At 37.1% G+C, this 11,860-nt stretch carries 16 protein-coding genes; all 16 read right to left on the bottom strand.

The window, feature by feature from the left end:
- Window positions 1-8 precede the first annotated feature (8 nt).
- A complete protein-coding gene (locus HX129_RS07290) occupies window positions 9-704 on the bottom strand; it encodes a hypothetical protein (RefSeq protein ID WP_286436119.1) in 696 nt (231 codons plus the stop codon).
- Window positions 705-733: 29 nt separating this feature from the next.
- Complete coding sequence (locus tag HX129_RS07285; protein WP_502872673.1) at window positions 734-1,105, bottom strand: glutamate 5-kinase; 372 nt, start codon at window positions 1,103-1,105, stop codon at window positions 734-736.
- A complete protein-coding gene (locus HX129_RS07280) occupies window positions 1,098-1,475 on the bottom strand; it encodes a hypothetical protein (RefSeq protein WP_286436118.1) in 378 nt (125 codons plus the stop codon). Before HX129_RS07280 ends, HX129_RS07285 begins: the two co-directional genes overlap by 8 nt.
- 7 nt (window positions 1,476-1,482) lie before the next feature.
- Window positions 1,483-1,866 carry a hypothetical protein gene (locus HX129_RS07275; protein WP_286436117.1) on the bottom strand — a complete coding sequence of 128 codons (384 nt, stop codon included), beginning with the start codon at window positions 1,864-1,866 and terminating at the stop codon, window positions 1,483-1,485.
- Between the two features lie 4 nt (window positions 1,867-1,870).
- Window positions 1,871-2,482, bottom strand: coding sequence for a HeH/LEM domain protein (locus tag HX129_RS07270; protein ID WP_286436116.1), 612 nt, complete (start codon window positions 2,480-2,482; stop codon window positions 1,871-1,873).
- A 37-nt stretch (window positions 2,483-2,519) separates the two neighbouring features.
- The gene (locus HX129_RS07265) at window positions 2,520-3,470 is read right to left on the bottom strand and encodes a major capsid protein (RefSeq protein ID WP_130075274.1); all 951 of its coding nucleotides are present in this window, start codon (window positions 3,468-3,470) and stop codon (window positions 2,520-2,522) included.
- A gap of 9 nt (window positions 3,471-3,479) precedes the next feature.
- A complete protein-coding gene (locus HX129_RS07260; RefSeq protein WP_286436115.1) occupies window positions 3,480-4,244 on the bottom strand; it encodes a DUF6651 domain-containing protein in 765 nt (254 codons plus the stop codon).
- 108 nt (window positions 4,245-4,352) lie between these two features.
- Complete coding sequence (locus HX129_RS07255) at window positions 4,353-4,700, bottom strand: hypothetical protein (RefSeq protein ID WP_130075276.1); 348 nt, start codon at window positions 4,698-4,700, stop codon at window positions 4,353-4,355.
- Window positions 4,701-4,815: 115 nt separating this feature from the next.
- Window positions 4,816-5,925: a phage minor head protein gene (locus tag HX129_RS07250; RefSeq protein WP_286434752.1), complete on the bottom strand. Its 1,110-nt coding sequence runs from the start codon at window positions 5,923-5,925 to the stop codon at window positions 4,816-4,818.
- Complete coding sequence (locus HX129_RS07245; RefSeq protein WP_286434753.1) at window positions 5,891-7,369, bottom strand: DUF4055 domain-containing protein; 1,479 nt, start codon at window positions 7,367-7,369, stop codon at window positions 5,891-5,893. Before HX129_RS07245 ends, HX129_RS07250 begins: the two co-directional genes overlap by 35 nt.
- Window positions 7,370-7,371: 2 nt before the next feature.
- On the bottom strand, window positions 7,372-8,658 hold the full coding sequence (locus tag HX129_RS07240) for a terminase large subunit domain-containing protein (RefSeq protein WP_286436114.1): 1,287 nt from the start codon (window positions 8,656-8,658) through the stop codon (window positions 7,372-7,374).
- Window positions 8,597-9,139 carry a DUF2280 domain-containing protein gene (locus tag HX129_RS07235; protein ID WP_286436113.1) on the bottom strand — a complete coding sequence of 181 codons (543 nt, stop codon included), beginning with the start codon at window positions 9,137-9,139 and terminating at the stop codon, window positions 8,597-8,599. Before HX129_RS07235 ends, HX129_RS07240 begins: the two co-directional genes overlap by 62 nt.
- 58 nt (window positions 9,140-9,197) lie before the next feature.
- The gene (locus HX129_RS07230) at window positions 9,198-9,836 is read right to left on the bottom strand and encodes a putative metallopeptidase (RefSeq protein ID WP_286436112.1); all 639 of its coding nucleotides are present in this window, start codon (window positions 9,834-9,836) and stop codon (window positions 9,198-9,200) included.
- Between the two features lie 41 nt (window positions 9,837-9,877).
- Window positions 9,878-10,801, bottom strand: a complete 924-nt coding sequence (locus tag HX129_RS07225; RefSeq protein WP_286436111.1) for a DUF6414 family protein — start codon at window positions 10,799-10,801, stop codon at window positions 9,878-9,880.
- Window positions 10,802-10,979: 178 nt separating this feature from the next.
- Window positions 10,980-11,411, bottom strand: a complete 432-nt coding sequence (locus HX129_RS07220; protein WP_286434758.1) for a hypothetical protein — start codon at window positions 11,409-11,411, stop codon at window positions 10,980-10,982.
- Between the two features lie 49 nt (window positions 11,412-11,460).
- Complete coding sequence (locus tag HX129_RS07215) at window positions 11,461-11,853, bottom strand: PDDEXK family nuclease (RefSeq protein WP_286436110.1); 393 nt, start codon at window positions 11,851-11,853, stop codon at window positions 11,461-11,463.
- Window positions 11,854-11,860 lie beyond the last annotated feature (7 nt).

The following is an 11,860-nucleotide window of genomic DNA, read 5'->3' as shown; positions in this document are numbered from 1 at the left end:
TTTTAAATTTAACTTTGTAAAATAGATTTTTGCACATTAATTGCTTGTTTATTAAATTCTACAACAAGAGCATTGAGCTTCTTAAACTTGCTATTAAATTCATCTGAGTGCTCTGAATATTTTTTGAAATTGCCTTCGTAGTTAACATGTTTTTTATCCGATGCTAAATTAAAAGAAAAATACTCCATCCCATGCAAATCATCCAAAGCCTTACCTGCCAGCTCCTTAAATTGTATTTGCAAATATTTAAAAGCCTCAATGTCTTTATTTTTTATCAAAAATTTACCATTCAGTCTTTCTAATTCTATAAGTTGCCATAATAACACTTGACGATCTTCTCTATTTCTAAATTCGTTCGTAGTTACTTCTCTCTCTTTAATAATTTTAACGTTATAAAAACCTAATCCTTTTTTAATATCAAAAGACGCATTATTTAAATCATCTAAAAGCTGAAGTGTGTTTTTTATTTGATGTTCAATCCGCCAATCATTAAAAAGTACAATAGCCACAGCAGGCGCAAGGAAATAAGCTGAGAGTGTGAGGGCATCCCTTAGAATCTCGTACGCTTTACCAAGATTAAAAGAGTATTTGTAAGTTGGATAATTACTATTTAAGAAAAAGCCTACAACTAAATACCCTAAAAAGAATATAGAAATACATATTAAAACTTTTTTCAGCTTCTTCTCTAATTGATTACTTTTCATAATATCCCCTAATTTTAAAAGTGATATTACTAAACTTTCCTCAACTGGCATACCCAAATCGAATCTGTTGGATCTGTTCCTACATTCAATACCTTAAAATCACCTTTAGCCGTTATCCAAACATCACCAATCTGCGGTACTGCCGCAACCTCATTTTGGAGGACTGTCGCCTTAGAGTCTGTCACCTGATAATCAGTAGGCTTAACCAAATCTTTTTTATAGCTACCGAACAATACGCCACGACCTGAATAAGAACCGTCAATTTGATTAGGATACGTTTCAGTAACTGGATCATATTTGCCAGAGTTAATAATTTTGGTGCAGGAAAAACTCGCCACCGCATCAGCGAGTTTTGTATCAAAGGCTTTGGCAACTTTGGATTGGATTTTATTCTTAATCATCACATTGACTCTCTTCAAACATTGCAAATAAATCCTGAGCAATTGCCTGAATTGAGTAGGCTTCAAATTCAGTGCTTGGATCACGCTCATTCATTCGCTGTTTAATACGCTGCCAAATATGAACAGCTTCATGCAGTAATAGACCATGTATTTCAATTAAAGGACGCTCACAGTCTTGAATCTGGACAATTGCCATTGAATCATCATTGTAAAAATTCACCTGAGCATCACAACCATTTGACATAAACTCATCAACATCATTCATGTTTTCAAATAGCAGATCCATGTGAATCTGATTACGAGCCAATGTATATTTGACGTGCTGGAATGGCGATATATACCATTCAGGCACATAATTATTATTAATCATACCTGTATCAAACTCGCGTTATCAAAATACCAAACGGCATTTTGTTTGGATTCACTAAATCAAGTGAAGCAATCAAAGCTTTAGCAATTTGCTCAAACTCTGAAATATCCACACTACCCTCAGCAAAAGTTTCTGTGACCTGTATCGTGTCAGCCTTTACACTTTCACTGACCGTCTGCCGAGCAACACCACTGTAAATTACCCCTGCTTGAATACCTTTGATGATTTCGCATGCAGCATCCTGCAGTAATGGATCAATTGGATCAGGAACAAAGCTAACTTCATTCTTCATCCAAGTATTTGCTAATAAGATCAAACGCGCTTTATCACCATCTGGTGCAAAGTCACTTCCTAAAATTCGATCTGCATCATTTATGGTAATAAAGCTCATAAAATTATTCCTTTGGAATTAATGCTAAAAGCTCATCTTTAGATGCAGATGCCTTAAAGCCAATTTCTTTTGCTGCCAGATAATCTTTGATTTGTGGAATTGTCCAGCTCGCAAGGTCATTTTCAGTAGGTTTTGGCAGTTGTGTTTCTTTTGGAGCTTCAGAAGGCTGTTCAGCACTCAAATCAGGATTTGCAGCAGCTGACTTAAGCTCATCAATTCGAGCTTGCATCGCACTCACATCATCCATAAATGCAAGATGTACAGCGCGTTCTGTTTCTAGATCGGCAATGGCTTTTTTGAGTTGATCATGCAAAGTTTCATTTTCAGCAACTACTTTTTCAAATTCAGCCTTGGTATCCGCAAGAACTTTCTGTAATTCAGGAGATGTTTCGACACCCAATTGAACAGTAATTTTTTCCACTTTAGCTTTGCGCTCTGGTACTTCACGCACCTCAACTTCCACACCGAGTGCATCATAAGCTGCTTTGATTTGAGGATAATCACCGTAAATCAAAACTAATGTTGCAGTTGTATCTGGACGATCAAAGTACTTTGGATTTTGAAATGAACCTTTTTCATCAATCCCTGCGCTTTTTTGAGCATAAATAATTTTCATTTTATTCTCACAAAAATGGGGCTTAAAGCCCCGATTGTTATGGTGTGATTCCTGATAGATCTAGCAATGTACCTGCTGTCATCTTGTTGCTAGTTGCGTGTTTTTTCCAATTCGCATCAGCACCCAATAGTGCCAATGTTGGATTAGCACCTTTTGTGGTATCCCAAGAGTAACCTAGTAAATCTAGATTAAAGGTCCCTTCAGCACGCATACCAATTGCCAAGTTCTCTTCATCATTAATGTCATATGCACGGAAACCCGGTGCCTGAGACTCAGTGACAGTTACTGCACCAGTCTGCAAACCAAAAGCATCATCGTCTTCAATCAAATCTGTGACTAAAACAGGCTTACCCAACGTACCTGGTAAACCGCCATAAATCACAATTTCAGATTCACCATAAATTTGATTTGTTAATGCTTCATCCACAATGTCGAAATAAGTGTCTGAGTTCATCACCCAAAGTGAGATGCGACCAAACTTATCGCCGAACTTACGCATACCTTTGGTTAAGGCTTTACGACCATCTGTAGCAATACTACCTTTGGCAATCATGTCAGGATTACTGGTGATTGCCGCCTTAAGTGCAGCTAAGCTGTATTGCAAACGGCCATGGACAAGCGCATCTGCCAAGTCATAACCGATAATTTCAGCAAATTCTTCAGGAGAACGTGCACGGCGTTTAAACGCTTCTTCAGTTGAAGCATAAGGACCATATTTAAACGGTACTTTCACCCCCACAGATTCACCTGCACCAATTTTTTTATTGGTCACTTTTGCTGTCGAGTTCACATCACGGTGTTCAATACTACCGCCAACACGATAAAAAGACTGCTGATTAAAATCACCTTGAATGATCTCATTCACATAACGGATTGCTCCGTTTGAAGCTTGGTTAAATACATTCAGATTATCTTGTAGACGTTCCAAATATGCGGTTTGCGCCAATTGATTGTAGATAATCATGTCGCTATTTACAGTAGTAGTCATAATGACTCCTTATTTTTCAAGTTTTAAATATGCTGCTTGACCATGAGTTTGAATGAAGTCTGATTTAGCTTTAGCATCCATTTGGCTTCGCTTCAGACCTGCATTTGCATTGGTATTGCCTTGGAAATTACCACCTGAACCTTGACCACCTTTTAAAATGTGATCTTTGTACTGATAGCCATCAATTAACTGATCTAGCGCTTCATCGAAATCAGCCAACTCCCCCGGACGAGAACGCGAATAGATTTGTTGGCCCTGATTGTCATAAGCCACAACTTTGCCATTTTCGACTTTGAAATTACGACCGAACTGAGCCTGCACCATGTCCGCTGGTACTGAAATTTTGTCTTTAATCATTTGTGATCGAGCAAAGCCACCACCAATCAACTCGCTGTGTAATTGATTCTGTAATGCATCACGCTCCTGAACGATCGGAGCATACTTTTCTTCTACGGCTTTAATTGCTTCCGCTTTCACTTTCTCGACTTCACCTGCATCCACAAGCTTTTTATCGTCAAAGTTTTTTAAAGTTTCCATTGCTTTTTTGGCAGCAACTGGATCTTCAATACCTGCAAAAGTCGTTAATGCTGTTTCGGCTTTTTCATAACGCTCACGATTTGATTTAGCTTCACCATTTAGACGAGTAATCGTTGCTACGGTTTGTGCTGCATCGTGTGCGACCTCTTTACCATCATCGTGAATATACAAAGGCAAACCTTGTTCATTCACTTCTGCATACGTTTTGCCATCAATCTGAGTTGTTTTAAGTTTCATAAGTCATCCGACCCTAATTTGATTTGAGCATCCGCTCGTTACGCCTTTTTCATCCGAAATTTAGGCAATAAAAAACCACCCGAAGGTGGTTTTAATTTGTGTACTTGATTAATCGAAAAGCCCTGAATATTCCGTCAGTGCTCTATAGCACGTTGCGTTTCTACCCGTTTCTTCCATCTCTCCTTTTACCGAGAAAATTCCAGCTCGAGTAGCATTTGCCATTGAGTTCTCTCCGTACTGAGCTATACATTGTCTGCTCATTTGATTAATGGTTTCTACGAGCAGATTACCATCACTTTCACTTTTTAAATTGCATTGTGCTTTAATCGTAAGCATATACCCCAAAAGATCTGCATTATCTTTACAATTTTCCAAACTTGGATTATCTAAGTCGATTGCCCAAGCATTAATCGCTGTTATAGATAAAATAAAAGTTAAAATAGCTTTTAGTTTCATTAATTTCTCATTTAAAAATAATATCTTTCATTATCTTAAATAAAATACATCATCTAGGAAAAGTTGTCTAAAAATTCTCGGTATATAAGAAATTAAGAAATGAAGCATCAAATATTCACAACCCCAACTCCTTGAATGTCTTTTCATCTAGAGCTTTTAATTGCTTCAAAGTAAAAGGTTGACCACTCAAAGGATCCACAAACTTATCTAAAGGATAGCCACCTTCCTTGTAAAGCTTATATTTAGATGGTCCAAGCCATTCGCGTTGGAAGCTCTCATCTTGCTGTGCAAACCAAGCTTTGTATGTCGTATTTGCATCAACCTGACCAATCTTACCAACGCGCTGATCTTTAGGAATATCTTTCACAGCGCGTTTATCTGCTACAAATGGTCGTAATCCCTCTACAGATCCATCAACACTACACCCAATTTGAGTCGTTCGACAACGGCGATGATAAGGTGGTTTTTGATGACCTTCTCCAAGTTTTTGAATCCGACCATCTTTCATTGCACAACCTTTTGAGGTTCGACCATCTAAAGTGGCCACATCTTTGGTGTACTTATAACCTAAGGCTGTCCAAGTATCTAAGTAAGTGGTTGAACTAATATGTGCTCTGGCTGTTCTCACCTCTGCATCTATTGAACTACGCGTTTGATTTAATAAACCATCTGCGTAGTTTTGCTTTTTAGTGCCTTTAATTCTCTGGATGATCTGTTGATTGCTTTGACCGTTATCAATACCATCACGAATCACATATTCAACTTTCTTTCGTACGCTATCTGCAATACCGGGAAAGATATAATGGATTAATTGACCACCTGCATAAGGTGCTTTCTTAGCTTTCTTCAGTAAAGATTCACCACTGATTGCTGGAGCCTCTTTATTGGTGAGTTTATAAATATAAGCCGCTTCATAGGTCGCTAAAGCAATCATCGACACATCCAGCAATTGTGGCAAATTCACCGCGATTGCTTGTTGCCAACTCACCATGACACTCTGAAGCTCTTTTAATGATGCTGTGCTGTACTTCCCACTCATTAAAATCGTTTTTTCAGCTTCAGTTAAGTCGTCTAGTAACTCTCTAAGCTTAGTCAACATCTCCAAAGAATAGCCATCAAACTTTTTAAGCAGCTCATTGATTGCAGAAGAAGATAAGCGTTGTAGATAAGAATTATGCTGATTCAAGGCATCAAGAATTGCCTGCTGTATTTCCTTCTTGTCCATCATCTACACCCTGATAAGGTTGATAACCACCTAATGGCTTACTCATACGATATTCTTCAATTTTCTTTTCGATATCCTCCCATTTATCCTCTGGGAAAGTACCTGTTTGCTCGTAGTGATACCAAACATACATTGGCAACTCGCCAGCAAGACACACTTCATAAATTAACTTAGAGCGCGTTGGATCATATTTTGGCTTATTAAAGTCCTGAGCAATCGTAAAGCTGAGTTTATCGACCTTTAAATCATGACTTGCCATTGCAAACTTAGCACACCAACGCAGCGCGTTAGTAAAAGCCTCTGATACATTAGCAACAATCAAAGATAAAACTGAGTGCTGTACAGAATTATCATTTTCAGATTGTGTCGCTGTTTTATTTGCAGATCCAACTTCAATCAAACGTGCACCGAGTTCCTTCATCTGATTCCATTTATCATTCATGCGCTCATATGCTAAGCCGTTCTTTTCTGCCTGAACCATTTTTGCATCAGTAGGAATACCTGTGCGACTTCCAACAGCTGCACCACTCTCCTTAACCATTCGGTACTGTTCATCAGTAATTGAGGGAAAGCACAAAGTTGGCTGCCCCACAATAAATGCTGACTCTTCTACATCTGCCGTACTTGCATAATAAGAAAGTTCCATAGAGGCGAGTTCGTATAATGGGGGCGTGCTAATCTCGTCTGAGTTATCGATTGCCCCACAAAATGTAAAAGGAATGTAGTCCCAAGTCTTGCCATGATAATCCACAGGAGTGAACTCTTTATCCTTAGTCCATTCAGCATTTTCATTCTTTTTTTGAATTTCAATTGAATAAACAAAACCAAGCTCTGTTTCTTTTAAATATAAAATTCGATACTGATCTTGGGTCTCCACAATAAAACCATTACGAACTTTAATACTCTCCAGAATCTTAACAAAGCTCAATTTTTTCTGATTACCAACAATAATATAATCCCAGTCTTCAATTGCTGCTGCCTGAATCACATGGATCATTGGGAACGCGCCTTTTGTTGCATCCTCAGCACGATTTTTGCTTGGTGCAACACTTGGATAATCTACATATACACCACAGCGATAATTACGATTAATTAAACGTGTAGCGCGTTGAGCGACTTGATAAATAGATCGTCCTGCACCATCAGCATTACGCTCTAAATATTCGAGTTCACTTGGGCGATTAAATACTGGCGTTTTACCAAAAGCTAAACCAATATGACTTGCTAGTGTTCGATTCGTTACACCTGGGAAGATTGCACGATGTAGGTATTCTGCATAACGCTTTTTGCCATCAGGATCATCACGAGAGGTAAATAAAGAAGGTCTCTTCAAATATACTTCAGTCTTTGCTTTAATGACCTCTTGACCACCACAAACATCATCCAACTTATTCCAAGTCGCAATGTGCTTATCATAGTCAGTATGTGTTGTCGTAATGCTCATAGTTAAAATCCAAACATTGGTATATCGATGCGAGTTACAGGTTTGATGATTGGAAAACGTTTAACTAATGGATAACCACCAGCATCCCCCACATGATCTAAACCTGATTTTTTATCAGGCATGCCAAAATCATCATAAACTTGCTGTTCTAATGTTTCAGTCAAACGTGGGCACTTATTAGTATTCACTTTTAATGTGCGCTCACCCTCACCATTTAGAATTAAAGCATTGACTGAGTTGATACGATCCTTGATTGCAGGATTGGTTCCATTCACTTCAACTCGAAACCCTTTATCTCTTAAAATTTGATGATCTGATTCACTGCTGTTTTTTGATGACTTTGCTTGTCCAGCTGCATCAGGAATTACCGTCATTTCATGAAATGGAAAGCGCTCAATCAGTAGTTGTGCCATTGTTGGCGTATCTCTTACCCCAACCATTTCATCTAGCGCTAATGGCTTTCCTTCACGAATTACATAAATTACAGCAGCCATTTTGAGAACGTTAAAATCCATACCAATAATTAAAGGCTCATTGGCTTGTATTTCTTCATCCGTATGGTTGAGCTTACGATCAAAATCAGGATAAACAGCACCACTGGTTAGGTTTACGAACTGACCTTTCAAGTAGGCTGAGATCAACTGTGGTGGATATGACTCAAATAGTGATGAAATATAATCATCTGGTAGATTCAACTCGTTATCGTAGGTTGAAGCTTGAATCATCCCATAAAGCTTTTTCTTCGCAGGTGATGAATTAGCTTCCTTTACAAATTGCTCATAAGTAAATTTAAAACCTTCTGGTGTTGTAGCAACATCAATACCATTAATTAAACCAGAATGCTTTACACGCATACGCGCAATAATTTTACGCCATGCTTGTTGGGCCTTATCCTTATTCATGACATCGAGTTCATCAATCAAGGCATGACCAATTTTAAAACCTACAATTGTTTGTGGCTTTTCCATGGATCGGCAGATAATCGTATTTCGGTACTGCCGACCATAATAAATATCCACCTCTTTATTAGATTCATAGATCTTTGTTTTTAACCCCCAATCAAACGCAACCTCATCAATTGTTGGAAAGAAAATGTCACGGATCTGCGGATATGTAGGTGCAAAGTACCCTAATGGTACCTTAGGAAATTCCCACGACTTATCACAAAGACTTGAGCACCCAACCCAAGTTTTACCACTTCCAAATCCAGCAACAAAAGCACGAAACTTATTTTGAAGTTGTAGAAACTTTGCCTGAGGCACATTCAGTGTCGGGTTGATATTCGGCATCGCTTCTACTCGCATCTACAACTTGAATGGTGACTTTGACTGGAGTTGGATCATCTGCACCCTCTCCGTCACCTGTTTTAATTCGCTCAATTTCAAGCTGCTTTAATTGAATATCTAAAAGCTGAAGCTCATACCCTTGCATTTCATCCTTAAATTGCCTGATGAGTTTTAACTTCAATATTCTATTCATTTTGGGATCGTCATAAATCTTCTGAAGCTCATTCAGACGCACTGCTTTATTTGCTAAAGGAATACTAAAAACATTGGTCTTAAATTCAGCCCGAGTTTTATGAAATAAATCTTTTAATTTTTTACTTACATTTCTACACGTCGCCTTAGTTGGATCGTACGAAGCGACTTGTTGACGCTCAATTTCAATACCAAATTCTTGTCTTACAGACTCTACAACTTGTTGAGGGGTTTCAAAGCAAGCAAGAGACTGAACTATAAAGATTTTTACAGGCTCTTTTAATGTTGCCATAAATACCCCTTTGTAAGACTACGTAAGACTAAATAGTCAAAAAAAAGAGCCCTTAGGCTCAAATCACACACGTCCCACAACACTTGGAAATATCAATATCAGGAACAAACGGCGCATTCTTTGTGATTTCGACCAAACGCTTAACTGATTCATTTGCTCCCCAACGTCTGACCACACCGAAGAACTCTTCAATGTCATGAGCTGCCAAATAATGTTTAGGTAAACCTGTCATATCGCTATACAGTATTTCACCATCTTCATCGCGTTCTACACCGATGTGATAAAGCTCATGATCCAGTAACGCGCAAAAGTTACGGTCATTACTCTTTTCACAATAACTCGCATCGATCGTAATTAAATAAGTGGGTACAAATCCAAACCAATCCCGCATCTGTTGTTCTTGTCGTGCTTTCTTCCAACCGCCCACGTTGAACATCACCTTTTCACATTGACCTAACACCATACGTTTTTTAGATTGAGCTGCAGATGATGCCCAAGCAAATGCTAGAAACTCGTCATTGTCATGAAGTAGTTCAGCAATGTGGTCATGGTCAGGATTATGTAATGCACCACCAATGGTGAGGAAATTTGCCACAACCCAATCTTTTAGATCTACGGCGGGTGCTATACGAATGCTTTCTTCTTCCTCAGCTTTGTCAATCAGCTCTGTTGGTGGGAATGGTCTGATCTGTTGCATATTTCACCCAATAAAAAACCCACCATTAGGCGGGTTATCTTTTATTCAAAATAAGCGGCTATTGGATCAATGATTACTTCACCTGTCGCAAGGCCACTTATATTTTGATCTAGACTTATTTTTATTTCAGCTAAGTTACTTATTGCATCTGAGAATTTTGCAAAATCATTTTTCCCTGCATTCTCTATCACACTATCCTCAAATTGACTAATGACCCCAAAAACAACTAGTTCTTTATGAGTTGAAAATTGGTATTTTTTAAGCAGAAGACTTACAGGTTCTCTTAAATAAGAACGATTCACATAGCTATTAAACTTTAAACTTTTAAGCTTCTGATTAAATATAAACTCATCAGTAAAAGCAAACTTTGCAATATTTTGTATGTGTTTTAAAGTATCTGGATTGATATTTAAACCACTTTCTAACGCTAGTTGCTCCACAGTTGGTAATTGTGCATATTTAGCACTCTCAATAGCTTTTTTATTTCTATCACCTATTTTGTTAATCACTCTCTTAATCTCAGCATGACTCTCAAATTGAGATTGATTAACTAAATAAGTTAAACTTTTTCCAACTTCATTAAAATCATCTAATAATTTGTTTAAACTCAAATAATCAATAAATTGAACTTTTGCTTTAATTTTAACAAATGGGTATTGGCTAAAATCATCTATAGCTATCTTATCAATACTGCTATTCAAGATTAAAACTTGATTTTGAGATTCTAGATTTTCCTCAACTACAACAAATGCTTGATCATGTAAAAATTTCTTTTCAATAGATTTAGTTGCTTCAATATATAAATGCCCTAAAGACTTACCCTTTACATACCCCATCTCTTGAGTTTCTTCTGTTGATTCGTTATGACCTTTTTCAGCTATAACCTCTTCAGTAAAACCGTTAAATAATTGTGATGAAATGGAATACAGTTTTTCAGTATCAAGATAAATAAAATGTCTTAGCATTACAAACCCTAATCCTTTGGATAGTTATTGTGTCTTCTTAAAGTTTTCTCATGCCGACGCAAAAAATCAGCAGCAGCATTTTTTCGAGTATCCAAAATAGATTTTAAAGCCATGAATAGAGCTGAAATACCCATAATGAATCCAATTAAATATAGCACATATTCCATAATCATCTCACTCAAACACTTGAAGAATCAGGAATTTGACAACATGTTTTATAAAAAATATTAAAACCAATCACCACACTAACTAAGGCAAAAAAAATACTCATAACTAAAAGCGCAACTTCATTAAAGTTTTTACTCGCCTCATTTAAATAAGAGCATAATAAAAAGATCATAATAATAAAAATAAAAACCACAGATAAAATAATAAATTTATCCCTCCAACCTTTTAGCTCTTCGCTCACCAAATGTCTTAGTTCGTGTATAACAGACAAATGAATAATTAATGAAAAAAGAAAAATATCAGAGATTGAGTAAATAGAAAAAGATGGAAAATTGCCAAATACCCACACAATAAATCGAATTAAGATTGGTAAGAAGGCTACAAAAACTGTTGAAAACAACCATGTTAGCGCTTTAGAATTATCTAAAAAACTAGTAAACATAAACCATCACAATTGAAAGCCACTACTCTTTATACTACATTTAACATGATTAAATTTCTAATTGAATTTTAATCCAACGAATCACATAACCCGATTCAACTGTATGTGGTTCAAATCGTTCAATCGTATAACCCATGTTTTCAGCGAGTTCATATTTGTTAAATGCGTTTGCAATCTTCTTACCACCACGACCTACCGACCATGAGCTGCCCACAATTTCAATCAGAAGATTGAGTTTCACAATATAGAAATCGAATCGCCAATTTTTCGTAGGCTCAAATTGGAATTTTCTTCGATAACCAATGTTATTTTCTTCTAGTTCTTGAAATAGAGTTTCTTCAGCTTCTAAATATTTTTGTGTTGCTTTGGGCAATGGACGAGTTTTGGATTTAGGCTTTAATGGTTTCTTCTTGGTGAGTGCAGTGTATTCGGAGGTTTCCATGAATTTA

The organism is Acinetobacter sp. 251-1 (assembly GCF_030329305.1).
Lineage (GTDB): Bacteria > Pseudomonadota > Gammaproteobacteria > Pseudomonadales > Moraxellaceae > Acinetobacter > Acinetobacter piscicola_A.
The sequence above is the reverse complement of the archived record's forward strand: the minus strand, read 5'-3'. Positions and strand labels throughout refer to the sequence as shown.

Bases quoted from the DNA above. Each gene is read 5' to 3' on its own strand.
- HX129_RS07290 (WP_286436119.1), bottom strand. From the start codon at position 704: ATGAAAAGTAATCAATTAGAGAAGAAGCTGAAAAAAGTTTTAATATGT.
- HX129_RS07285 (WP_502872673.1), bottom strand. From the start codon at position 1,105: ATGATTAAGAATAAAATCCAATCCAAAGTTGCCAAAGCCTTTGATACA.
- HX129_RS07280 (WP_286436118.1), bottom strand. From the start codon at position 1,475: ATGATTAATAATAATTATGTGCCTGAATGGTATATATCGCCATTCCAG.
- HX129_RS07275 (WP_286436117.1), bottom strand. From the start codon at position 1,866: ATGAGCTTTATTACCATAAATGATGCAGATCGAATTTTAGGAAGTGAC.
- HX129_RS07270 (WP_286436116.1), bottom strand. From the start codon at position 2,482: ATGAAAATTATTTATGCTCAAAAAAGCGCAGGGATTGATGAAAAAGGT.
- HX129_RS07265 (WP_130075274.1), bottom strand. From the start codon at position 3,470: ATGACTACTACTGTAAATAGCGACATGATTATCTACAATCAATTGGCG.
- HX129_RS07260 (WP_286436115.1), bottom strand. From the start codon at position 4,244: ATGAAACTTAAAACAACTCAGATTGATGGCAAAACGTATGCAGAAGTG.
- HX129_RS07255 (WP_130075276.1), bottom strand. From the start codon at position 4,700: ATGAAACTAAAAGCTATTTTAACTTTTATTTTATCTATAACAGCGATT.
- HX129_RS07250 (WP_286434752.1), bottom strand. From the start codon at position 5,925: ATGGACAAGAAGGAAATACAGCAGGCAATTCTTGATGCCTTGAATCAG.
- HX129_RS07245 (WP_286434753.1), bottom strand. From the start codon at position 7,369: ATGAGCATTACGACAACACATACTGACTATGATAAGCACATTGCGACT.
- HX129_RS07240 (WP_286436114.1), bottom strand. From the start codon at position 8,658: ATGCCGAATATCAACCCGACACTGAATGTGCCTCAGGCAAAGTTTCTA.
- HX129_RS07235 (WP_286436113.1), bottom strand. From the start codon at position 9,139: ATGGCAACATTAAAAGAGCCTGTAAAAATCTTTATAGTTCAGTCTCTT.
- HX129_RS07230 (WP_286436112.1), bottom strand. From the start codon at position 9,836: ATGCAACAGATCAGACCATTCCCACCAACAGAGCTGATTGACAAAGCT.
- HX129_RS07225 (WP_286436111.1), bottom strand. From the start codon at position 10,801: ATGCTAAGACATTTTATTTATCTTGATACTGAAAAACTGTATTCCATT.
- HX129_RS07220 (WP_286434758.1), bottom strand. From the start codon at position 11,411: ATGTTTACTAGTTTTTTAGATAATTCTAAAGCGCTAACATGGTTGTTT.
- HX129_RS07215 (WP_286436110.1), bottom strand. From the start codon at position 11,853: ATGGAAACCTCCGAATACACTGCACTCACCAAGAAGAAACCATTAAAG.